This window comes from Nostoc sp. CENA543, from assembly GCF_002896875.1.
Classification (GTDB): domain Bacteria; phylum Cyanobacteriota; class Cyanobacteriia; order Cyanobacteriales; family Nostocaceae; genus Trichormus.
Window position 1 is genome coordinate 4,114,742 of sequence record NZ_CP023278.1, and the last position, 21,685, is coordinate 4,136,426.

23 protein-coding genes are annotated in these 21,685 nt (G+C 40.0%); 8 read left to right on the forward strand and 15 right to left on the reverse strand.

The window, feature by feature from the left end; all coding sequences use genetic code 11:
* Positions 1-111 precede the first annotated feature (111 nt).
* On the reverse strand, positions 112-339 hold the full coding sequence (locus CLI64_RS16985) for a toxin-antitoxin system HicB family antitoxin (protein ID WP_103138312.1): 228 nt from the start codon (positions 337-339) through the stop codon (positions 112-114).
* Positions 340-344: 5 nt separating this feature from the next.
* Positions 345-767: a putative toxin-antitoxin system toxin component, PIN family gene (locus tag CLI64_RS16990; RefSeq protein ID WP_103138313.1), complete on the reverse strand. Its 423-nt coding sequence runs from the start codon at positions 765-767 to the stop codon at positions 345-347.
* Between the two features lie 223 nt (positions 768-990).
* Here CLI64_RS16990 and smc point away from each other — a divergent pair, with 223 nt between their 5' ends.
* Complete coding sequence (gene smc / locus CLI64_RS16995; RefSeq protein WP_103138314.1) at positions 991-4,638, forward strand: chromosome segregation protein SMC; 3,648 nt, start codon at positions 991-993, stop codon at positions 4,636-4,638.
* A gap of 58 nt (positions 4,639-4,696) precedes the next feature.
* Positions 4,697-5,674 carry a PRC-barrel domain-containing protein gene (locus tag CLI64_RS17000; protein WP_103138315.1) on the forward strand — a complete coding sequence of 326 codons (978 nt, stop codon included), beginning with the start codon at positions 4,697-4,699 and terminating at the stop codon, positions 5,672-5,674.
* Between the two features lie 385 nt (positions 5,675-6,059).
* On the opposite strand, the gene CLI64_RS17005 is transcribed toward CLI64_RS17000, so the two are convergent.
* The 4 genes from CLI64_RS17005 to rpmI all read right to left on the reverse strand — a co-directional run bounded on the left by CLI64_RS17005 (position 6,060) and on the right by rpmI (position 8,230).
* Positions 6,060-6,584 carry a tetratricopeptide repeat protein gene (locus CLI64_RS17005; protein WP_103138316.1) on the reverse strand — a complete coding sequence of 175 codons (525 nt, stop codon included), beginning with the start codon at positions 6,582-6,584 and terminating at the stop codon, positions 6,060-6,062.
* Between the two features lie 209 nt (positions 6,585-6,793).
* On the reverse strand, positions 6,794-7,636 hold the full coding sequence (locus CLI64_RS17010) for a transporter substrate-binding domain-containing protein (protein ID WP_103138317.1): 843 nt from the start codon (positions 7,634-7,636) through the stop codon (positions 6,794-6,796).
* Positions 7,637-7,648: 12 nt separating this feature from the next.
* The gene (gene rplT / locus CLI64_RS17015) at positions 7,649-8,005 is read right to left on the reverse strand and encodes a 50S ribosomal protein L20 (protein ID WP_103138318.1); all 357 of its coding nucleotides are present in this window, start codon (positions 8,003-8,005) and stop codon (positions 7,649-7,651) included.
* A gap of 27 nt (positions 8,006-8,032) precedes the next feature.
* On the reverse strand, positions 8,033-8,230 hold the full coding sequence (rpmI, locus tag CLI64_RS17020) for a 50S ribosomal protein L35 (protein WP_103138319.1): 198 nt from the start codon (positions 8,228-8,230) through the stop codon (positions 8,033-8,035).
* A 671-nt stretch (positions 8,231-8,901) separates the two neighbouring features.
* Between rpmI and CLI64_RS17025 the strand changes: the two genes are divergently transcribed.
* The 6 genes from CLI64_RS17025 to CLI64_RS17050 all read left to right on the forward strand — a co-directional run bounded on the left by CLI64_RS17025 (position 8,902) and on the right by CLI64_RS17050 (position 12,075).
* Entirely contained in the window at positions 8,902-9,126 is a 225-nt protein-coding gene (locus CLI64_RS17025) for a hypothetical protein (protein WP_103138320.1), read from the forward strand.
* Between the two features lie 247 nt (positions 9,127-9,373).
* Positions 9,374-9,664, forward strand: coding sequence for a hypothetical protein (locus CLI64_RS17030; RefSeq protein ID WP_225977373.1), 291 nt, complete (start codon positions 9,374-9,376; stop codon positions 9,662-9,664).
* 43 nt (positions 9,665-9,707) lie between these two features.
* The gene (locus CLI64_RS17035; protein ID WP_103138321.1) at positions 9,708-10,148 is read left to right on the forward strand and encodes a nitrogen fixation protein; all 441 of its coding nucleotides are present in this window, start codon (positions 9,708-9,710) and stop codon (positions 10,146-10,148) included.
* 17 nt (positions 10,149-10,165) lie between these two features.
* On the forward strand, positions 10,166-10,519 hold the full coding sequence (locus tag CLI64_RS17040) for a Nif11-like leader peptide family natural product precursor (protein ID WP_103138322.1): 354 nt from the start codon (positions 10,166-10,168) through the stop codon (positions 10,517-10,519).
* A gap of 86 nt (positions 10,520-10,605) precedes the next feature.
* Positions 10,606-11,856, forward strand: a complete 1,251-nt coding sequence (locus CLI64_RS17045) for a nif11-class peptide radical SAM maturase 3 (protein WP_103138323.1) — start codon at positions 10,606-10,608, stop codon at positions 11,854-11,856.
* A 36-nt stretch (positions 11,857-11,892) separates the two neighbouring features.
* Complete coding sequence (locus CLI64_RS17050) at positions 11,893-12,075, forward strand: hypothetical protein (protein WP_103138324.1); 183 nt, start codon at positions 11,893-11,895, stop codon at positions 12,073-12,075.
* A gap of 61 nt (positions 12,076-12,136) precedes the next feature.
* Here CLI64_RS17050 and CLI64_RS17055 read toward each other — a convergent pair whose 3' ends face one another.
* The 9 genes from CLI64_RS17055 to CLI64_RS17095 all read right to left on the reverse strand — a co-directional run bounded on the left by CLI64_RS17055 (position 12,137) and on the right by CLI64_RS17095 (position 21,392).
* On the reverse strand, positions 12,137-13,249 hold the full coding sequence (locus tag CLI64_RS17055) for a T3SS effector HopA1 family protein (protein ID WP_103138325.1): 1,113 nt from the start codon (positions 13,247-13,249) through the stop codon (positions 12,137-12,139).
* A gap of 33 nt (positions 13,250-13,282) precedes the next feature.
* Positions 13,283-14,464: an aminoglycoside phosphotransferase family protein gene (locus CLI64_RS17060; RefSeq protein ID WP_103138326.1), complete on the reverse strand. Its 1,182-nt coding sequence runs from the start codon at positions 14,462-14,464 to the stop codon at positions 13,283-13,285.
* A 76-nt stretch (positions 14,465-14,540) separates the two neighbouring features.
* Positions 14,541-14,765: a hypothetical protein gene (locus tag CLI64_RS17065; protein WP_103138327.1), complete on the reverse strand. Its 225-nt coding sequence runs from the start codon at positions 14,763-14,765 to the stop codon at positions 14,541-14,543.
* 76 nt (positions 14,766-14,841) lie between these two features.
* The gene (locus tag CLI64_RS17070) at positions 14,842-15,048 is read right to left on the reverse strand and encodes a hypothetical protein (RefSeq protein WP_103138328.1); all 207 of its coding nucleotides are present in this window, start codon (positions 15,046-15,048) and stop codon (positions 14,842-14,844) included.
* 39 nt (positions 15,049-15,087) lie between these two features.
* Positions 15,088-15,333, reverse strand: a complete 246-nt coding sequence (locus tag CLI64_RS17075) for a hypothetical protein (RefSeq protein ID WP_103138329.1) — start codon at positions 15,331-15,333, stop codon at positions 15,088-15,090.
* Positions 15,334-15,688: 355 nt separating this feature from the next.
* Positions 15,689-16,459, reverse strand: a complete 771-nt coding sequence (locus CLI64_RS17080) for a peptidylprolyl isomerase (protein WP_192881553.1) — start codon at positions 16,457-16,459, stop codon at positions 15,689-15,691.
* Positions 16,460-16,508: 49 nt separating this feature from the next.
* Positions 16,509-18,032 (reverse strand): HlyD family efflux transporter periplasmic adaptor subunit, encoded by a 1,524-nt coding sequence (locus tag CLI64_RS17085; RefSeq protein ID WP_103138330.1) that lies wholly within the window; start codon positions 18,030-18,032, stop codon positions 16,509-16,511.
* Positions 18,033-18,067: 35 nt separating this feature from the next.
* The gene (locus CLI64_RS17090) at positions 18,068-20,773 is read right to left on the reverse strand and encodes a peptidase domain-containing ABC transporter (RefSeq protein ID WP_192881554.1); all 2,706 of its coding nucleotides are present in this window, start codon (positions 20,771-20,773) and stop codon (positions 18,068-18,070) included.
* Positions 20,667-21,392, reverse strand: a complete 726-nt coding sequence (locus CLI64_RS17095; protein ID WP_103138332.1) for a helix-turn-helix domain-containing protein — start codon at positions 21,390-21,392, stop codon at positions 20,667-20,669. Before CLI64_RS17095 ends, CLI64_RS17090 begins: the two co-directional genes overlap by 107 nt.
* Positions 21,393-21,685 lie beyond the last annotated feature (293 nt).

Genomic DNA, 21,685 nt, shown 5'->3' on the forward strand with positions numbered 1-21,685 from the left:
GAATATTGATTCTTTGCGCCTTTGCGCCTACCCTGCGGATTCCGCGCTAGCGGTATGCGTGAGACAATTCATATTCTCAATCAGAAACGCCGGAGTTTTCAAAATTGAGACTTACAACCGCTTTTCCATCAGAGCATCAAGTTTCGCTAGTATTGTTAAGCCTTCTTCTGGCTTGCCAATGGCAGCCATTGCTTTAAATCTTGTGTAGGCATCATATTCTGCCAAAGCAATAGTAGAAAGTTCTTCAATCAGTTTATTGACACTGATACCTTTGGCTTGAGCAAGTTCTTTCAATCTATTATGCTTATCCTCTGGTAAACGGATAGTTAATGTTGACATTTTGTTTAGCTCCTAATAATTTCTTCTGGTTTTAAGATTGATAAGTTCGGAAACAATAATTGAGCATTTTGGAAATCTTTAACATTGTAAGTTGCAATAATTTGAGCATTTCCCGCAACTGCTAACTCAATTAAATGATTATCTGCTTCATCTTTTAAATTAGGTCGCCATAAATAGTAAATAGAAATCCATTGACTTACGCTCATCAATGATGCCAGTAAAGCAGAAATTTCTTCACTATTTAAAGGGCATTTGGCAATAATTTCTTCTCTTTGAATTACCGATTCATACTCAGAAAATAAAGCATTACCCATTAAAGGTTGATATTCACCTGTCAAGCAGCGTCTAATCAATTCTCGACTTATACCTTGAGAGCTAATAAGCGCACTAATAAAAACACTGGTATCAACTACAATTTTAATCGCCATGTAATTATGATAGCATATACGCTATCATAAAACCTCCAGATCAAAGAACTAATCACTCGTCTCACCTTGTCAATCTGGTAGGATGCTGTAGTATAAACATACTGATAAATCCTGGCTTGGGAGTCGCTGGGGTGAAAAAATCTGGATTATCTGGTATAAACTACTTGCTAATTTTTCATTAATTGATACACTTGTCCTTCATTATCCCTATGATTTAGCACCTATGGTGCATATTAAGCGTGTCGAACTTACCAACTTTAAATCCTTCGGTGGGACTACCTCAGTTCCTTTGCTACCGGGGTTCACTGTCATTTCCGGGCCGAATGGTTCGGGGAAGTCGAATATTTTGGATGCGCTGCTGTTTTGTTTGGGATTGGCTAGTTCTAAGGGGATGCGCGCCGATCGCTTACCGGATTTGGTGAATAATACTCAAACGGCGAAAAGTCGCGCGGCGGTGGAAGCTAGTGTCACTGTGACTTTTGATTTATCTGATTTGGTAGATGCTGGCGATCAGTTAAGAGTAGTTAATAGTGATGAAGAATTATTACAAAATGAAGAACAAACAGAAGAACAGCCAACTGTAAATGGCAATGGTAATGGTCATAAACCCACAGAATGGAGCGTGACTCGGAAGTTACGGGTAACTCATCAAGGGACTTACACGTCGAATTACTATATCAATGGTGCATCCTGCACATTGACTGAGTTACATGAACAGTTGGAGGATCTGCGGATTTACCCAGAAGGGTATAACGTGGTACTGCAAGGGGACGTAACTAGTATTATCTCGATGAATGCTAAGGAACGTCGGGAAATTATTGATGAGTTGGCTGGGGTAGCGGCTTTTGACCGTAAGATTAATCAGGCTAAGGCGACTCTGGATGAGGTGAAGGAAAAGGAAGATAGTTGTCGGATTATTGAGAATGAGTTAACTTTACAGCGCGATCGCTTGTCTCAAGATAAGGCCAAGGCGGAGAAGTATCAAAAGTTACGCACTGAATATTTGCATAAGCAATCTTGGGAAGCGGTGTTATCTTGGCGTTCTCTGCAAGCACAGCAGGAAAAGTTAGCTACGGAAATTCAAGCAGGCGATCGCAATTATGCTGAATCTACCACTCAACTTACTAGTCTGAATGGGGAAATTGCCCAAAAAACGGCGGAATTAGAGCAACTCAATGCCCACGTCAAAGCTTTGGGTGAGGAGGAATTATTAGCAGTACAATCTACCCTGGCTACCCAAGAGGCGGAACGCAAGCAACTGGAACGTCAGCAAGCGGAGTTAAACAACGCTTCCCAAGAAACTACTAGGCGGCTAACGCAAACTCAGCAAGAAATTCAACAGCATCACCAGGGTTTGGCTGAAATCGCCCAAGCACAGGGGTTAGAACAGCAATCTATTGTCTATTGTCAGCAGCAACGGGATGAGGCTCAACAAGCTTTAGAAAAGTCCCGTGAAGTAGCCGCAGCCATTGCCACAGCTTCGGAAGCTTGGGTACAGCAACAAACTGCACTCAATCGTCAAATTGAAACTTTGCTGCAAACTCTAGAACCACAGCGCACTGAACAAGCACAACTGAGGGAACGAAATAATCAGTTACAGGAGCTAATTGCAGAGGAAACGCAGTTAATTGCTAATTTAGAGCCGCAGTTGCTAGAAAAACAAGCGGAATGTTCTAAGTTAGAAGCTGAGTTTAATACTTCCAGTGAACCGATTCAAGATTTAGCGCAAAATCTCACCGCAACAGATCAGGAATTACAAATCCAACAGGAAACTCAAAAGCGACTGTTGCAAGAACAACGAGACAAGCAGCGTCAGTTAGATAAAATCGATGCACAAACCCAAGCACAGCAAGAAGTCCAGGGAACGCAAGCCAGTAAAGTGATTATTCAGTCAGGATTACCCGGCGTTTGCGGCTTGGTGGTGCATTTGGGACGGGTTGAACCCCGTTATCAATTGGCTTTGGAAATTGCGGCTGGGGCGCGTTTAGGGCATATTGTAGTGGACGATGACGGGATAGCCGCCGCCGGAATTGAACTGTTAAAACAAAAACGGGCGGGGAGGGCGACTTTTTTACCTTTAAACAAAATTCAAGCCCCGAAATTTACCCAGGATGCAACATTACGGTTAGCTAACGGCTTTGTCAGCTATGCGGTGAATTTAGTAGAATGCGATCGCCGTTATCGGGATGTATTTAATTATGTTTTCGGTAACACGGTAGTATTTAGCAACTTAGAACAGGCGCGGAAAAATCTCGGTTTATATCGCATCGTCACCTTAGATGGGGAATTACTAGAAACCAGTGGCGCGATGACTGGTGGTAGCATGAATCAGCGTTCGGCGTTGCGTTTCGGGAAGGGAGAAGCGGCGGAATCAGACGAGGCGGTAGCTTTAAAACAGCGTTTGCAAGATATTGATAGAATTTTAGACCGTTGTACGGAAGCGATCGCTACTTTATCATCTAGAAGTAAGCAATTATCCCAAGAACTCACAGAAGCGCGTCAAGCACGGCGAGAACAGCAGTTGCAATTGGAACAGTTGCAAAAAGACATTAAAAGTTTAACAGCCCAGTTAGAAGGGACGCGATCGCAACTCACCCAAAACACCGAAAAATTTCACACCGCCCAAACTCGTCTGGAAGTATTAGACAATGAACTCCCAGGACAAGAAACTCAGTTACAGCAATTACGCCACACCCTAGCCGATTTAGAAGCCTCCCAAACCCCCAGCGAATGGCAACAAATCCAAGGGACAATAAAAACTCAAGAACAGCAATTACAGCAACGGGAAACCGCCTTTAGGGAAGCCGAACAACGATTAAAAAATTTAGAGAATCAACAACAACGTCTGCAAGAACGCATCCAAGAAGCCGAACAACGTATCACCCAATATCAACAAGAACAACAAACCCAACAAACCCAAATCGCCACCCTCAGCACTCAGCACTCAGCCCTCAGCACTCAAATCGCCGCTACCCGCGCCCAAATGAGTGAAATGGAAAAGAATTTGGGTGAAGAGAAACAAAAACGGGACGCATTAGAACAACAAGTGCGATCGCATCTCCTGCGTCAGCAACAATTAGAATGGGAAATTCAAAAGCTAGAAGAAAGCCAACTGAAGCGGCGGGAAGATTTAGCAGCATTGCAAAGCCAATTACAGGAACTCGCCCCCGAATTACCCAACCCTTTGCCCGAAGTCCCAGATCAGGTAGACTTAGAAGAATTGCAGAAAGAATTGCGATCGCTAGCCAAACGCTTACAGGCGATGGAACCTGTGAATATGTTGGCGTTGGAAGAATACGAACGCACCCAAAACCGCCTCGAAGAACTCACTCAAAAATTGCAGACATTAGAAGCCGAACGCACCGAATTACTTTTAAGAATTGAAAACTTTACCACCCTGCGACAGCAAGCCTTTAAAGAAGCCTTTGACGCTGTGAATGAAAACTTCCAATCAATTTTCGCTACCCTGTCCGACGGTGACGGCTACCTGCAACTCGATAACCCCGAAGATCCCTTTGCTAGCGGCTTAAATTTAGTCGCCCACCCCAAAGGTAAACCAGTGCAAAGACTCGCTTCCATGTCTGGGGGTGAAAAATCCCTCACCGCTTTAAGCTTTATATTTGCGCTGCAACGCTACCGCCCTTCACCTTTTTACGCCTTTGATGAAGTAGATATGTTTCTGGATGGGGCAAACGTTGAACGTTTATCAAGAATGATTAAAAAACAGGCACAACAAGCCCAGTTCATAGTTGTGAGTTTGCGTCGTCCGATGATAGAATCAGCCGAACGCACCATTGGCGTTACTCAGGCAAGGGGAGCTTACACCCAAGTTTTGGGAATTAAATTACAATCTTCCCATACATCTGCTTGAGTTTTTGTTAATAATAGTGTATAGATAAACCGGATTCGAGATCAGGACTCCGTATAGAATGACCTCTGAACAAATAATTAGGCGTTCCGACATATTAAATACCCAGGTAATTACCCGCGATAATGGCAAACGATTAGGTATAGTCAGCCAAGTTTGGGTAGATATTGATCAAAGAGAGGTTGTGGCTCTTGGTTTGCGAGACAGCCTGATCTCTATCTCTGGTCTACCGCGCTATATGTACCTGAGCAGCATCAACCAATTCGGTGATGTCATCCTGGTAGATAATGAAGATGTCATCGAAGACGTTGAAGTTGAAGCTTTCAGCAACTTGATGAACTGGGAAGTCATCACCGAGACAGGTGAAGTCTTAGGTAGAGTGCGGGGCTTTAAGTTTGAAGCTGAAACAGGTAAGTTAACCTCCATTATTATCGCCTCCCTGGGAGTTCCACAAATTCCCGACCAGTTTTTGAGTACCTACGAGATATCAATCGAAGAAGTTGTCAGCACAGGCCCCAGTAGATTGATTGTATTTGAAGGGGCTGAAGAACGAGTTAACCAATTAACAGTCGGCGTACTAGAAAGATTAGGTATCGGTAAAGCACCTTGGGAAAGAGGCGCAGAAGAAGAATACTACTCCGCACCCCGCGCTGTCGCACCCTCTAATCAACTCCCCAGTGGTGTACCCCTACAGCCACCCAAGCCCAAAGTCCGCACCCCTGAGCCTGTAGCCATAGAAGAAGAATGGAACGAGGACTACATTGAAGAAGAAAGACCACGGCGTGAAGTCATGAAGGCGCGGTCTTATGAGTCCATTCAATACGAAGAAGACGAAGAAGATAACTGGGGTAATGAAGCCGCAGACAAAGACAGATATAAAGAACCACCAGCTAAACCCTACAAGCCCTACAGCAACGATTACGACGACTATGATGATGTAGAAGGCGACGCTTGGGAAGATACACCCCCACAACCTGTGAATATTCCCAAGAAAGTCAAAGAAAGACAGCCAGAATACGAAGAAGAAAGCGGATATTAACAAGCTTTGTGGAAATAACCCCAGTTCTGTGAATCAGAACTGGGGTTATTTTATGATATCTGTGTATTGTTTCTGTAGTGTATTGGTTACAAGTATCGTTTATATAGCAATACAGTTCAGTTAATACCAATTCATGAAAAGAATGAAACAGATGCGTAGGTTGGGTTGAACGAAGTGAAACCCAACAATCACAAGACTTTGAGGTGTTGTGTTTCGTTCCTCAACCCAACCTACATTTGCATCATATTTTTTGTGAAATGGTATAAGGGCTATTGAAAAGGCATTTAGCAAATGTTTTTTTATCCGTTTCTTACTCTATATTAAGCAAGAGCGATCGCCTTTACCAAATAAAAAGCGATCGCCCCTCGATGATTGCAATAGATAATTACGCAGCCACTAACCGACGCAAAGATTCCGCACGACGTTTAGCTGTCGAATTATTGGGTTGAAATTTGAGTGCTTCTTCGTACATTTGTAACGCTTGAGCATTCAATTTTTTGCGCTCATAAGCATGACCCAGATTATTTAGTGCTACCACATAATCAGGCTTCAATTTCAGAGCTTCTTTGTACTGACGAATGGCTAAATCATACTGCTCTTGAGCAAAATAAGCATAACCTAGACCATTGTAGATAGGAGCAGTATTTTCTTCTCCCTCTTCCTCAGCAGACTTGAGTGCTTTTTGAAACAATGGTATCGCTTGAGTAAACACTTTTTTCTCAGAATAAATACAAGCTAGTTCGTAATATTCTTGAGTCGTACCTTTGTCTTTACTCAACTTGTTTCGCAACCGCGATAAAGAACTCTCCCGCTTACGAGTTTTGAACAGCTGGCGGAAAACACTCACAACTGCGAATGTCAGTAAACCCACCAAAACAGAGAGATAAACAACCGCTAGACTGTTATCCATTACCTTCAAATAAAAATATTAAACTTGCTTCTATATCTATTATCGGGCTTATTGGGAGTGATGAGTGCTGAGTTGGGAGTGCTGTTAGCGGTAGCGCGGCGTTTAGCCGGTGATGAGTGCTGTTAGCGGAAGCGGGGCGTTTAGCCCGTGCTGAGTGCTGAGTTGGGAGTGATAAGTGGGAAAGATGACTAATGACTAATGACTAATGACTAATGACTATTGACTATTGACTGTTGACTATTGACCAATCCCCAATATTGAATGCGTTCTTTTAGCCAGCCTTTGGCGATGTAACTTGCGATCGCTTCGTTGACTGCTCTTCTCAATTCATCGTACTGTATACCTTTGGGCATGACTACAGATAAGGGTGCAGTCGATAATTTTGTTGGTAGAATCCGGTATTGGGGGTTTTTCTGTACCCATGCACTTAATACGCTGGCATCGGCGGCGAAGGCTACTACACTATTGTTTTCTAGCTGCTTTTGCGCTTCTGTGTAGGAATTTACTCCTACTAAATCGGCAGTAGGTATATAGTAACGGACTTCAGCGATGGTGATGGAGTGATTTAAAACGGCGATTTTGCGTTTTTGTAAATCGCTTAATTTCTCGATAGACGAGTCTTTGGTGATTAAAACTGTGCCATCAAAATAATAGGGGACGCTAAAACTCACTAGGCGTGAGCGTGATTCTGTGGCTGTTACCCTAGCGATCGCCATATCTACTTGATGATTGTAAACTGCGGCTAGGCGATCGCGATTCATTACGGGCTGAAATTTCACAGCGTCGGCTTTTCCTAACAAATCGGCTGCTAAACGCTGTGCTAAGTCAATTTCTAAACCTTGCAATTTCCCACTGGCATCTTTAAATCCTAAAGGCGGCGTATTATCTTTTACCGCCACGGTTATATAACCCCGTCGTTGCACTTCCTGAATGGGTGAGGCAGATGCAGATAAGCCTGTGGCAAAAAACACGCAAAAAATGCAAATAATGGTTGCGGATAATACCAGATGTAACTGCTTCATGATTTGCCTTTTGTTACATCTGTTATTCATCCGGTTTCACCTTTAACCTTGAACTTGGCTGGCTATTTCCACTACTTTGCTGAAGCCAGCAGGGTCGAGGACTGCTAATTGTGCCAACATTTTGCGGTTGAGTTGGATGTTAGCTTTTTTCAGGTTGCCGATCAAGCGACTGTAGCTTAAGCCATGTACTCTTGCAGCAGCGTTGATACGGGTAATCCAGAGGCTACGGAAATCGCGCTTTTTCTTTTTGCGATCGCGGTATGCACTGCGGAGTGCTTTCATTACCTGTTGGTTAGCGGTTCTAAACAAAGTGGAGTGAGAACCACGGAAGCCTTTAGCTAGTTTGAGGATTTTATTGCGGCGTTTACGAGCAACGTTACCGCGTTTTACACGGGTCATATTCTATTCCTAGATAATCTATCGAATTTACAAATAAGGAAGCATTAAACGCACGTTTTCTTCGTCGCGTTCGTTAACAATTGCCATTTTAGAGAAATTGCGCTTCTTATTGGTGGTTTTGTGTTCTAACAAGTGATTTTTGAAAGCTTTGCGGCGCACAATTTTACCGCTACCAGTGGCGCGGAATCGTTTTGCTGCGGCTTTGCGTGTTTTGAGTTTAGGCATGGTTTAGCTCTAATTCGACACAATCCCTCATTATATATCATGTTGCTCCAATTCATCAAAGCTTGATACGAATTAGGTTTGTGTACTTCACACAGGACAAAAATTCCTATCTCTACCCATTCTCTAGAGCCAGAATGCCTCCCAATCTACAACAACAATGATGAAAACCAACTTAGAGGGGACATAAATGTTTTAGTTGGTTACTAGCATCTCATACCAATTTTGGATTTTGGATTAAAAGCCCAGATTCTTACCATATTCCAGAATCTCGAAACAAGACTACCTATCTCAATTCTGTATCAGCAATGTTTCCAGGTCGTTTTAGAGGTGAATAGTTAGCGAGACAACCCAAATTTCCCATGTAATTAAATTAAGAAGGTTATCAATTAATTTTAAAAAGGTTATCCTCATTTTATCTTTAGGAATTTAATATTAATAAAATAAAGTAATTTTGTCACTCCTTTATTTATTAAAAATATTGTCTTTTTTTGTCTAAATCAGCGATGATGTCAACGTAAAGACAAGCTAAAACATATTTATTGGGGCAATGTACATTTAAGGCATGAAAACAAAAAACTAGAGTCTTAAATAGCATCATTCATATAAATATGTGTAGCCCAATTGGAATGTAACCCAAATAAAAAAGCTCACTGACGGAGGTTAATATCAAGATGGCTAAAATCACAATTTCTGACCTCAACCCCTCTGATTACTCTCTGACTGAATTATCTGCTGAAGAAATGGCTGCAATTCAGGGTGGTGGATTCCTTGGTAAACTCATCGGTGGGATTGTAGGCGGTGTTGCAGGATTTTTTATCGCTGGGCCAGCAGGAGTTTTTTCAGGTATTAGTGCAGGAAGCACATTAGGCGACGCTGTTGAAGAAGTATTCTTCTAAATAAGCGTTGAATAACTTAAAAAATATAAAATCTCATTCCCATTTTTATATGTATCCTCTGATAACATCAGAGGATTTTTGTTGTATTTCTTATTTTAAAAACACTATTGTTGACCAATTAATTAAAGTAATGTTAAGAATCAAATGACGACAAAAGTAAACTATTTTTGTCACTCAAATAATTACAGATTTTGTATTATCGATTTTACTTTAAATTAAAATGCAATCTATGAGAAATATATTTCTCATGAATAAATTTACCAGTGTAGACAAAAACATGGAAACCAATAACAGAAACTTCAAGAATCAAATCGAAATTAATGATTTGATTGATGCTGCCGTTAGCGATGCGTTGGCACGTAGAAGCGGAAATGATGACAACTTATCGGACTTGTCTGGTGAAGATGCTGATCATGTAACAGGCGGTATTGCTTCACTCACAATTGCAGGTTATAAACCTATCCCCCCTATCATTAAACCTATCTGTCCCCCCATCACTGTCGGGATTATTGCACTACCAGGGAAAGAAATCATGTAATTCTACACTTTACTGAAAAATTACCTTACTGGAGTATTAATTCATGGAAGAAATTCCTGCTGAAAAAACTACACTTTGCCCTAGTGCTAGACCCGAAATAGCAGGAAGCGTAGTCTTCGGTTTAATTAGTGGAACAGTCACAGAACCAAAAGTTACTTATCTCAAACAGCAATTACCTGTAACAGATGAACTATTAGCGAAAGCTGCTCCTGTGACTCCCACAGAAATCTTTCGGACAGCCGCCCCTTGTGCAGCTAAAAAATGTCAACATTTCGATGGTCAAGACTGTCGTTTAGCCACAAGAGTAGCAGAAAAATTACCTGCTGTAGTATCAGAACTCCCACCTTGTTCTATCCGCAGAGATTGCCGTTGGTGGCAACAAGAAGGTAAGGCGGCTTGTATGCGTTGCCCACAAATTATTACTGACAATTACAGCCCATCTCAGCTAATGCAAGAAGTTGCATTAACTGATGTAACTACTTAATTGAAAAGGAGAAAAACATGGCTTTTGAAAATGTCAGAGCTTTTTATGAAAGATTGGCTAATGATGAAGCTTTCCGCTCTCAAATGCAACAAGTTGAAAGCAAAGATGAATGTAGCCAAGTGGTGAAAGCTGCTGGTTTTGAATTTACCCAAACAGAGTTTGAAGAATATACGACTCAATTATTAGAGTCAGCAGCTGGCGAAGGCGAACTCAGAGATTTAGATGAACAAGAATTAGAGGCAGTCTTTGGTGGTGCTTCCTCTTTACTTGACAAAATTCGCATTCAACCTTTGTATGGCGTGATTGTTTGGCCTCCTAAGCCACCTTATGCTCAACCTTTGTATGGGGTTATAGTTAGCGAGGAATTTTAGGCACATTAAAACAGCTATTTCAGTGTTTAGGGACGGATAAACACAAACCGTCCCTCTTTATATAAGTTGAATAGGGGTGATATTTTATGAGCGATCGCAGAATTAGCTATGCTGTTTGGGAAATCACATTAAAATGTAATCTGGCTTGTCAACATTGTGGTTCGCGTGCAGGCCATACCAGAGCCAAAGAACTTTCCACCGCAGAAGCCCTAGATTTAGTCAAACAAATGGCAGATGTGGGCATCACCGAAATTACACTAATTGGTGGTGAGGCTTTTTTGCGTCCAGATTGGTTGGAAATTGCCCACGCTATTAATCAAGCTGGCATTCACTGCGGAATGACAACCGGCGGCTACGGTATTACTTTAGACACAGCACGCCGCATGAAAGATGCTGGCATTAGAGTAGTTTCCGTCTCAGTGGATGGCTTAGAAGCGACTCACGACAGACTACGGGGTAGACAAGGTTCATGGCAATGGGCATTTAAAACCATGAGTCACCTCAAGCAAGTAGGCATTCCTTTTGGTTGCAACACTCAAATTAATCGTCTTTCCGCACCCGAATTCCCCAGTATTTATGAACACATCCGCGATGCAGGTGTATTTGCTTGGCAAATTCAAATGACTGTACCAATGGGCAATGCTGCCGATAACAGTGAAATTCTGCTGCAACCTCATGAATTATTAGATGTCTACCCCATGATTGCACGGGTGGCGCAAAGAGCTAAACGTGAAGGTGTACAGCTACAACCAGGCAATAACATTGGTTACTTCGGCCCCTACGAACGATTTTTGCGGGGTGGGAGTGCTTGGTCATTTTGGCAAGGTTGCAACGCCGGACTTTCGACATTAGGTATTGAAGCGGATGGGGCAATTAAAGGTTGTCCTTCCTTACCGACATCTGCTTACACTGGTGGTAATATCCGTGACTATTCCCTCAAAACTATCATCGAAGAAACAGAAGAACTGCGCTTTAATTTAGGTGCAGACACACCAAAAGGTACAGCGCATTTGTGGGGTTTTTGCAAAACTTGTGAATTTGCTGAACTTTGTCGGGGTGGTTGTAGTTGGACTGCACACGTATTTTTTGATAAACGCGGTAATAATCCCTATTGTCATCATCGTGCTTTGACTCAAGCTAAAAACGGTATTCGGGAACGAGTTTTTCTGCAACGTCAAGCCGATGGTAAACCCTTTGATAATGGTGAGTTTGGTTTAATTGAAGAACCAATTAATGCACCTTGGCCAGAGAACGACCCCCTACATTTTACGGCTGATAAAATTCAGTGGTCAGCTAGTTGGCAAGAGTCAGAATCATTAGCATCTGTCAGTGTTTAGTTAAAAATAATTTGTTACCACAAGCGATAAATACAAATGTCTACTAACATCACTAATTCAGAAACATCAGTACAAAATATTTCCCAAACTCAGGTTGAACCTAGCTTGCCTCGTTCAGCTTGGAATAGTCAGTTAGCTTATTTTAAAGTTATGTTTAGAGCCAAGAAAGCTTTAGACCGCATAGAAAAAGAAGCAGGAATCGAAAACAATTATTCTTAGTCATTGTACCTTCTAGATCCCGGACTTCTTTGAGAAGTCCGGGATCTGGTTTTTGCTCTATTTACAATGGGAGATAAATATCTGTAGAGTTGGGATTCAAATAAGGAAATTTTAAATCCACATTTAATCTAGCAAATTGCTCGATGATTGTAGCGAGTTTAGCTTCTGGCGATCGCTGATTATTTTGTTGAGCTATTATTAAGCCATTAGCAATAATTTGACAGCGATTTGTGCCGAAGCTTTCATATTGATCAAATTTAGCATCTGGTTCTTCTGCTAAACCCAAACCAGATGCTAATTTTTTGGTAAATAAAGGAATATCTTCCTGGAAATAAGCTGTATTTTCGCTGTAAATATTTTGCAGTATCGGATGTACTCTCAAATAATCCTTCTGTCTAATATAGAGTACACCAGCATCATATCTATCATAGCCAGAGTAACTGTAAGGAACTTTAAAGGAAAAGTAGATTTGTTGTGCATTTAATTGCTGCGTTACAGCCCGCATTAAAGGCACAGCACCATCTGAAGTAATATTAAAATAAATTCTGATGATTCTGTGATTTATATCTCCTTCATCTACAGGCACAAGACCTGTATCACCGACAGCAATATAAAACCCTTCTTGGACACAGTTTTTAGGCATTTTAATTGCGACAACATCACCTACACTTACAGACTTTTCCTGAGTTTTTAAATGAATTTCAGGATGAATATGTACAGTTAATTGTCCTCTGGTGACTGCAATACTGTTGTCTTGTTCTAATTTTTTCACTACCCAATCAGGAGAAAAATAACCATCTCCCTGATTACCAGCGTGGAGTTGTTGGAAAAGACTGACATCTATACCAATCAAATTATCATTGTTCAGCCTTTGATTGTCTATTAATTCTGCTGTATTTGTTTGTAATTGCAAGGATTTAATCAGTGAGCCATTATAGTAAATGCCATATAAAAAGTTTCTGATATGTTTAACTACGTGCTTCTGTTGAACTTCTATAGGTAATTTATGAAAGCGATTTTTGATATCTGTAGAAGTTTCCCAAGGTCGATAATTTGGATGACGGACAGATAAATCACTATCTAATTCTAAGTAAGTAGCAATATCCTCAAGCGTTGCTTGTAAGTTTTTTTCAGCCTGAGACAAAATCTGATTGGAATATTGAAGAGCCTTCATTTTTATATCTCCAGTAGAATTATGCAACCACTTTTACGCAGAAATCGCTACACTAGCTAGTTCTTTTTCTGTTACCCCCAGGATACTAACTAATGAAGCATCGGGACGACACAATAAACTTTTCGCTACTTGGAGAGAGTAAATATCACTATTAACTAACTGCTTATGATGTTCAATTTTAGCTTGTGTTTGAATAATCAAAGCCACACCCATAAACTGAATCAGCTTTTTAAAAAAGTCGGGGAAATGTTGGGTGATTTCTGGAAAATGCTGCAAATATTCTCGAACAATAACTAGAATAGATGGACGAACATCTTCTAGTTTAAATTCTGCTGAATTAATTGACTCTTGCATACTCATTGAAGGGTCAATCACCATGCTAACTATCCATAAAATTACATAATTAGCAATTAAGTTAGCTAAATCAAATATGGGGTCTCCCCAACTACTTCTTTCCCAATCAATGATTTTCACTACTGAGTGTTTCTGTGCGAGTGCAAAGGAAGTAATATTTTCCCAATCTTGATGGACTAAAATATTGGCAACATTCAAATCATTGTGAACCACACAACAAGCACGCCAAGAGTTAATAGCCTCTACTTTTGCTTGATCTAAACTTTCATAACGCTGGTAAAGACCAATGAATTTGATATAGTCAGGAGGCATGACACTGAGAAGTTCTGGAGTGATTCTATGTTGTAATAAAATAAATGCCGCACCTCTTTTTTGCCAAAAGCTATCAGGTTGTGTGACGTAATTATATGCCTCCTCGCAATTGAAAGTCGCGCGATGAATTTGCGCTAATATTGCCCCTATCCAACCAGGAATTGTGACAGGTAAAATTTGGCGCGATCGCAAAATTCCACTATATAATTCTTGATAATCATCTAGATATTGATAAATAGCAATGAAGTTTTCATGATCATAGGTAAGCATTTCTCTAATAAAACCCTGTAAAGGATTTAAATGAGAAATATTACCTATCATGCTTTGAAACTGCCATTCATTAAAAATTTCCTGAGAAAATATTCCTGAAAGTGTAGGGCGTTCCTGCTTAACAATAAATTTCCGCCCATCCTTAAGGGTGGCTATGATACTAAAATTCTTTGTATTTAACTTACCTACATCTAAGGTTAAACCTGACAATTCCTGTTGTGTAAAAACACTAGATTTACTTAGATATTCTACTACATTGTGATGACTTAAAAAAAACATCACTCCCCCACACTGATTTATTAGTTAATTAACAGACAAATTACTAGTCAGCAAAATTTTACTGAGCCAATCAGATTTATGTTCTACTTCTGGCAAAAAACAGTCGATAAATTAACAAGGAAGCAATAATCACAATCAGCCCAAATCTTAAGATAGTGGCCGAAGTACCTGCTGTGGTATTTAAATTAGGAAATGCCAGTTGAGCAACAGTAGTTATGAATAACACTGAAGCTAAAATATTTTCACCTTCTATCAACAATGCTAAACCAATCAAGCCGAATAAATATGGTGTGATATTCATGGATAACCCTCATTTATTAGGTAAAAGGTCAGGGTTAGATATCAACATCCTGACCTTTGATATTAGAGAGAATTAATTAGTGAGTCAGTTTATAGACTAACGCACCAAAAGCAGCACCAGAACCACCAATAACCAAAGTGGTTAAGAGATACGCCCCCCAGGTAGCAGGTGTAGCACCACCAACTGCACCACTGAGTTCAGCATCAGTTACTTCATTTAAATAGCTTTCGCTATCAAATAGAAGGTTGTACTCAGAATTGAGATCGCTAATTACAATTGCCATTTTTTTCTCCTTATTTATTGATGTAACAGGGTGAATTTATTATCTAGAAGCAACGTAGCCAATTACGGCACCACCAGCAAAAGTTCCGAGAGCAAAGCCAGTACCGAAGCTAACACCCCAAACGCTAACACTACCAAGTGAAGCAGCAGTAAATGTCACGACAGGAGTGATACCTCCAATTGCTGCGGTTAACTCACGATCTTCTAAATCGTTGAGGAAGCTTTCAGAGTCAACTAATAAATCAGCACCGGCAAATTTTAATTCATTAATTGCAATAGATGCCATGATGAATTCTCCCAGTATTCAATGAATATTTATGGCTTATGCTCAGAAATTTCTGTCTTCTGGCACAACATAATAAATATCAGCAAATATTCTTGATATACAACACTTTTAAATCATGTTTTCGGACTTAAAAAATTCATTTGTGGTCTGAGGATAGATTTCATTTAATTTAGATGTTTACGCTCAAGATTGCCAGATATAAATTATCGGAGTTTTGAACAGATAAATCTGTATTAAAAACTTTAGTGCTGAGTTACATCAGCACTAAAGTGCTTACTACTAACAGGAGAATTTATTTTCCGATACTATGAGAGGGACATAATAAATTTAATTGCTTCCCTGGTAATCTCATGAATTAGAGTGATTGGCTATCTTGCAAATCAAATGTAACTGTGACTGATTCAACTTGGATCTTCAGCCAATGGGAAAATAACTCTAATGTCAATAAATTACGTAGCTTAGTATCTAGTTGCGGCACAATTATTTGCTCTACTAAAATTAGATGCGCGCCTTTAGAGGTAAAAATTGGCTTAAGCAGTTGTGGTGGTTGGGAGGCGAAAATCGCCGCAGAAATTTCTGGTTTTAAATCCTGACGTTTTAAAACACCTTGATATCCGCCACGACGGCGTAATTCTTCATCTTGAATATATTTGTGGGCGACATCGTAAAAACTGATTTCCCCTTCTTGAATGGCATAGAAAAGTTCAATCGCTAAATCTTCATCATCAAGGATAACTTCATAGGCGATCGCACTTGTATAATCATTCTGATGCTCAAAAAAGTAAGGCTCAACTTTATCTGCAAATAAATGCTCTGCTAACTTAGCTGAAAGTAGGGAAAGATGAGCAACTTTTTCAAAATCATCTAAAGAAAGTCCGTGTTTTTCTAACCAAGTCCATGTCTGAGCAGCACTACTTAATTTATTGGTTAATCTGATTTTGTCCGCAGTTTGTTGTAACTCTTCGGTATCAACTTGAATACCTAGTTTTGCGGCTGTATTTTCTACAATTTTACGGACAGTGATTTCTTCTACCAGACTGGGAACTTTGCATGATAGTTTGATTTGCTCGATGAAGTCTTCTTTGTTGAGATTTATCTGCTGTGGAATGGTAATAATTTGTGACATCTTTATCTACCAATAAATCAACTATTTCATGAACTTCTAAACTTAACTGCTATAGTTCCACTCCTCCCTGCTTTAATTTTTTAAATGGATCTAACAGAAAATCGATGATGCGGCGTTGTCTAACTACTACTTCTGCTGTAGCGGTGTCTCCAGGACGCAGAGGAATACATTGATTAGCGGTAGGCATACAATGTTGATATAATGCAATATCTAATTGATATGCTGCTACTTTGCCACTTGCTGTGTCTATCTCAAATGTAGTAGGAGAAATTTCGATTAATTTACCTTCTATGACTCCGTAATCTTGAAAAGGATAGGCATCAAATTTGAGTTTTACAGGCAATCCCGTTTGCAAAGAACCACTTTCAGTAGTTGCCATCTGCGCTCTAATGACTAAAGGTGAATTAATGGGTGAAATTTCTGCAATCATTGTTCCAGGTTGCACCACCGAACCTGCTCTTTGAATTGGCAGTTGGAAAACTGTACCATCCACAGGTGCTTTTAACTCTCTTTGGCTTAACTGGAATTTTAATGCCTCTATTTGACTTTTATTTTGAGCTATTTCTGCTTTGAGAGCAGTAATTTCTCTATCTAAGTTCTTGAGTTGTTCTTCACTTTTGAGAATAGCTAATTTTCCAGCATGATTTAAACTCTGAAAACTCCGTTCTTTTTCCTGAATGCGTAACTGTGATTGTTCAATATTAGCTTTGGCTTGCCTGATAGTTCTTTCATAACTATTTAGTTGTTCTGCTAGCCTGAGTTTTGATTGTTCAACATCTGATTTGGATTGTTCTAGTAATTTGGTTCTTTCTTTAGCTATATCTTGCTTGTCTACTAGATTAATTTCTGGAACTATTCCTTCTTGCCAAGCTTGTTTGTAACGTTCTACTTCTCTGCTGGCACTGTTTAAGCTAATTTCGACTAAATTAGAAGTAATGCGACTATGTTCTAAAGCTTTTCTTGCCTGATTAACTTGAGCTAGTTTTTCTTCTTCTTGGAAATTAAAGGAGTTAATAATAGCCTTAAGATTCTGTCTTTCTTGGTCAATTTGTGCTTGTTTTTCTAACTCTTGGGCTTGATTTTGCTGGCGTTGAACCGTCCAAGCTAGGGCTAGTTGATTTTTTAATAAATTGAGTTGTGATAGTTGGTTTAATTGTCCTTCTAATTTCGTTTGTGCCTGTCTTAACTCAGTATTAACTAACTCAGATTCTAATACTAATAAAGCCTGCCCTGCCTTGACTGATTCCCCCTCTTTAACTAAGATTTTTTCCACAGTTCCTGATACAGCCGCATCTAATCTGACTGTTTTACCTTCAGGTTCTAATCTGCCTCTTGCTGTACCGGTTTCATCAACTTGAGAAAACATTGCCCAAGGTAAAGCTATCGAGATAAAAATCACTAAAAAATATAAAATTCCTCTTGTCCAAGTTTGCGGTAAGCTATCTAGTAATTCTTTGGTGACATTAGACCAATCATCATTAGCCCTAGTAGACTCTGACGATGTAGTTAACTGTTCATGCACTTTTTCTTCATGCACTGGAGGTGGAACAAATCCATTCAAGGTGTTAGGCATGACTTTGATTAATTTGTAGACAATAAATTTGGGGATTAATTGACAGGGCTGAGTTGCTGTTGATTAAGATAGAAGTAATGACCCTTTTTATTCATTAATTCTTCGTGAGTTCCCTGTTCAATTAATAGTCCTTTGTCAAGAACTAGAATCAAATCTGCATTACGCACTGTGGATAAACGATGGGCAATTACTAGAGTAGTTCTACCCTTGAGAATTGTGTTGAAATTACGCTGAATAATTCTTTCTGATTCTGCATCTAGATGGGAGGTTGCTTCATCTAAAATGAGTAATTTAGGATCACCTAATAATGCTCTGGCGATCGCAATTCTCTGACGTTGTCCTCCAGAGAGCATTCCACCACCTTCACCTATCTGTGTTTCGTAGCCTAGAGGTAGCTTTTTAATGAACTCATCCGCGCCGGCTAATTTAGCAGCTGCAATCACTGATTCTAAAGAGGCACTAGGAGAACCTAAACTAATATTGTCCCTAATCGTACCGCCAAACAAAAATGTATCTTGGTCAACTACTCCCACCTGTTCCCGCAAGGAATGTAAGGAAATACTAGTAATATCCTGTCCATCAATCAATACTTTGCCATCTGTAGGAGGATACAAGCCTAAAACTAACTTAGAAATTGTCGTTTTACCTGAGCCACTCCGCCCCACTAAAGCCACCATTTGACCTGGTTTAATTTCAAAAGTCAAATTTTCTAAAATATTCATATCGCTTTCTGGATGATAGCGAAAGGTCACACGATCAAAGCGAATATGTCCCTTGATTGGTGGTAAAGATTGACGAGATTGATATTGTAAGTCTTCTTCTGCTTCAGTGTCTAAAACATCATTAATCCGTTCCACAGCAATTGTGACTTCTTGCAATTCATTCCACAAAACTATGAGTCTTTGAAAGGGCGTAATAATGTTACCCAGTAGCATATTAAAGGCTACCAATTGACCAATAGTTAATTGATTGTTAATTACTTGATGTGCGCCGAACCAAAGTAAGGCTGTACTGACAACAGCTTGAATAGTATTGCTGAAAATTTGGAGGCGATTGCCAATTACTTGCCCAGAAAAACTGGTTTTGATTTCTTTATTGAGTAAATCTTCCCAATGCCAACGGACTGTTTGTTCTACGGCTGTGGATTTAACTGTGCGTACACCAGATAAGACTTCAATTAGGTAACTACTTTCATTGGCATAGGCGTTAAATATTTCCCTAGATATTTTACGTAAAAACGGCGTAGCAACTAGTGCCAAAATGAAGAAAGGTGGCACAATTACCAATACTAATAATGCCATTTTCCAGCTATACCACAACATCAAACCCACATAGATTACAACTGTGAGTAAATCTAGGAGAATTGATAAGGCTTCGCCGGAAAGGAAGCGTTGAATTTTGCGATTTTCTTGCACACGGGAGATAATATCCCCCACATAACGAGATTCAAAAAAGCTTAAAGGTAAGCGGAGAGTATGACGAATAAATGCCACAATCAAAGCCACATCTATTTTATTGGCTGTGTGGTCGAGCAAGTATTGTCTTAACCCTGTCATTGCTACGCGGAATAGGTTAAAGATAAGCAAGCCTAAACCGACGGCAAATAAAGTTAATTCGGAACGCTGTACAACTACTCTATCTAAAATTAGCTGAGTAAATAGAGGTGTAATTAACCCAAATATTTGGATAAATACAGAGGCGATGAACACCTCAAACATTACTAAACCGTGCGGCTTAACTAATTCAAAAAATTGCCAAAAAGGTGTTGTTGCTTCTTGAGTATCTTTCAAGAAAACAGTTGGTTGCAGTAGTAATGTGTACCCAGTCCAATCGGCTTTAAATTCTTCATGGGTAAGGGTGCGTTGACCGATCGCCGGATCGGCAACAATAACGTGTTTAGATGTAATTTGATAGACAACTATATAATGTTTGCCTTCCCAGTGTGCGATCGCAGGTAAGTTTTGTTTAGCTAGTTGGTCTAAGCTAGCTTTGACTGGTCGTGTTGAAAAGCCAATACTTTCTGCGGCGGCGGATAACCCACGCAAGGATGCACCGTTACGATCTACATTGGCGATATCTCGTAAGCGATTGACACTCACACGTTTTCCCCAGTAACGAGATACCATCACTAAACAAGCTGCACCACAGTCTGACGCACTTTGTTGAGCAAAAAAAGGATAACGACGAGTTACTTTTTGTAAGAGATGACCTACGCGTTGACTGGGATGTGGAAAGTAGGCTTTACTGATGGTCTTCGGTTTAGACTCAGCGACTGGTATGGATGGGGAATGATTTTGAGTTTCTGTTGGCTGTGAAGAATGATTTAATAAACGATGACGCGATCTAGCTTTGGCTAAGAGATGTTCTTTGATAGCGGGATATTTTTGCATCCAAGCAGTAATCACATCACCAGGAATCAAGCACAATTGCAAATTGACACTCGCCCTCGCCCCATAAGGCTGAAATTTCTGGTCTGGAAATAGGGTGAATTCTCCAAATGATTCTCCACTTTCCAGGGTGGTGATCAATTCTCCGTCTTGATTGAGTAATCGGACTTTACCCGCGATCGCAATATACACTCCAGCCTCAACGTTTTCTCCTGTCCAAAACTTACCGATTTTGGGGTTGAGGAATTTAAATTTTGGGTAGCAGCGTTGAAATTCTACTAATGGTAGAGAATAACCCAAAACATTGTTTAACAGTTCTGGCGAAACCAACTGATCGGATAGCTTCTGCACCATGAATTTCTGACTCCGTACCTAATTTTGCTAAATCTATGGGCATTAATCCTAGATTTTCTGGGGTATCTTCGGATTTCAGGTCGTGAATCAATATGTGGGAATTTCCATGTTTTTTCACTGTGTTTTTTGACGCTTGATCGACCTGTGGACGAGTCGATAATCCCATTTGTTTGAGGAGTCTTTTAATATGGCGATCGCTAATTTCAATTCCTAATTCTTTGGCCAAATGTTTTTGCAACCAACTAGCAGTCCAGCGTCGAAAAGCATAGCCATAATCACGGGGACTGTGACTGATTAATTCTCTTAAACGTGCTAAATATTGATCATTAATTGCTTTAGGACGACCCACAGGACAGTCTTGCCATTGGTGCGCCATCCCACTCCGCGCTATGTGCATCCAATATCTGGCTGTAGCTGGACAACAACCCAATTCCTGACAAATCGCAGTCTGAGATTTTCCCTGATCAGTTAACAGCATAATTTCAATACGCTGACGGTAAGAAGCAGGTAAATCCTCTTGCAAACTTTTTTGCAGTAGCCTACGTTGGAAAGGCGTTAAAAATTTGCCCGTATAACTATCCGCAATTTTTATTGGCGTGTTTACTGACGATTGAGACATATTAGGTTACTGAACACACTAAATTGTAAGCATCCCAACTAATAACTGTTTCTTAAACGAGTAACAGTTAGTATTTGCGGTATACAACGCGATAAAACTTTATGAGGTAAGCATTTGCAGAATTAGTTTAGTATTCTACACATCCCATAACTATCGACAGACAACACCAATCAACATCTTTTAGCTTGTTGAATGTTTTTATGCAATGTAAAAACTTGCTTGCAAAATTTTTAATTTCAACATAATCAGAAATATATTTTAAATTCACTTTTTATGTAGTAAATAAAAGGTTA

What these genes read in the sequence shown, in the direction of transcription:
- CLI64_RS16985 (WP_103138312.1), bottom strand. Translation starts at nt 339, where the DNA reads ATGTCAACATTAACTATCCGTTTACCAGAGGATAAGCATAATAGATTG.
- CLI64_RS16990 (WP_103138313.1), bottom strand. Translation starts at nt 767, where the DNA reads ATGGCGATTAAAATTGTAGTTGATACCAGTGTTTTTATTAGTGCGCTT.
- smc (WP_103138314.1), top strand. Translation starts at nt 991, where the DNA reads ATGGTGCATATTAAGCGTGTCGAACTTACCAACTTTAAATCCTTCGGT.
- CLI64_RS17000 (WP_103138315.1), top strand. Translation starts at nt 4,697, where the DNA reads ATGACCTCTGAACAAATAATTAGGCGTTCCGACATATTAAATACCCAG.
- CLI64_RS17005 (WP_103138316.1), bottom strand. Translation starts at nt 6,584, where the DNA reads ATGGATAACAGTCTAGCGGTTGTTTATCTCTCTGTTTTGGTGGGTTTA.
- CLI64_RS17010 (WP_103138317.1), bottom strand. Translation starts at nt 7,636, where the DNA reads ATGAATAACAGATGTAACAAAAGGCAAATCATGAAGCAGTTACATCTG.
- rplT (WP_103138318.1), bottom strand. Translation starts at nt 8,005, where the DNA reads ATGACCCGTGTAAAACGCGGTAACGTTGCTCGTAAACGCCGCAATAAA.
- rpmI (WP_103138319.1), bottom strand. Translation starts at nt 8,230, where the DNA reads ATGCCTAAACTCAAAACACGCAAAGCCGCAGCAAAACGATTCCGCGCC.
- CLI64_RS17025 (WP_103138320.1), top strand. Translation starts at nt 8,902, where the DNA reads ATGGCTAAAATCACAATTTCTGACCTCAACCCCTCTGATTACTCTCTG.
- CLI64_RS17030 (WP_225977373.1), top strand. Translation starts at nt 9,374, where the DNA reads ATGAATAAATTTACCAGTGTAGACAAAAACATGGAAACCAATAACAGA.
- CLI64_RS17035 (WP_103138321.1), top strand. Translation starts at nt 9,708, where the DNA reads ATGGAAGAAATTCCTGCTGAAAAAACTACACTTTGCCCTAGTGCTAGA.
- CLI64_RS17040 (WP_103138322.1), top strand. Translation starts at nt 10,166, where the DNA reads ATGGCTTTTGAAAATGTCAGAGCTTTTTATGAAAGATTGGCTAATGAT.
- CLI64_RS17045 (WP_103138323.1), top strand. Translation starts at nt 10,606, where the DNA reads ATGAGCGATCGCAGAATTAGCTATGCTGTTTGGGAAATCACATTAAAA.
- CLI64_RS17050 (WP_103138324.1), top strand. Translation starts at nt 11,893, where the DNA reads ATGTCTACTAACATCACTAATTCAGAAACATCAGTACAAAATATTTCC.
- CLI64_RS17055 (WP_103138325.1), bottom strand. Translation starts at nt 13,249, where the DNA reads ATGAAGGCTCTTCAATATTCCAATCAGATTTTGTCTCAGGCTGAAAAA.
- CLI64_RS17060 (WP_103138326.1), bottom strand. Translation starts at nt 14,464, where the DNA reads ATGTTTTTTTTAAGTCATCACAATGTAGTAGAATATCTAAGTAAATCT.
- CLI64_RS17065 (WP_103138327.1), bottom strand. Translation starts at nt 14,765, where the DNA reads ATGAATATCACACCATATTTATTCGGCTTGATTGGTTTAGCATTGTTG.
- CLI64_RS17070 (WP_103138328.1), bottom strand. Translation starts at nt 15,048, where the DNA reads ATGGCAATTGTAATTAGCGATCTCAATTCTGAGTACAACCTTCTATTT.
- CLI64_RS17075 (WP_103138329.1), bottom strand. Translation starts at nt 15,333, where the DNA reads ATGGCATCTATTGCAATTAATGAATTAAAATTTGCCGGTGCTGATTTA.
- CLI64_RS17080 (WP_192881553.1), bottom strand. Translation starts at nt 16,459, where the DNA reads ATGTCACAAATTATTACCATTCCACAGCAGATAAATCTCAACAAAGAA.
- CLI64_RS17085 (WP_103138330.1), bottom strand. Translation starts at nt 18,032, where the DNA reads ATGCCTAACACCTTGAATGGATTTGTTCCACCTCCAGTGCATGAAGAA.
- CLI64_RS17090 (WP_192881554.1), bottom strand. Translation starts at nt 20,773, where the DNA reads ATGGTGCAGAAGCTATCCGATCAGTTGGTTTCGCCAGAACTGTTAAAC.
- CLI64_RS17095 (WP_103138332.1), bottom strand. Translation starts at nt 21,392, where the DNA reads ATGTCTCAATCGTCAGTAAACACGCCAATAAAAATTGCGGATAGTTAT.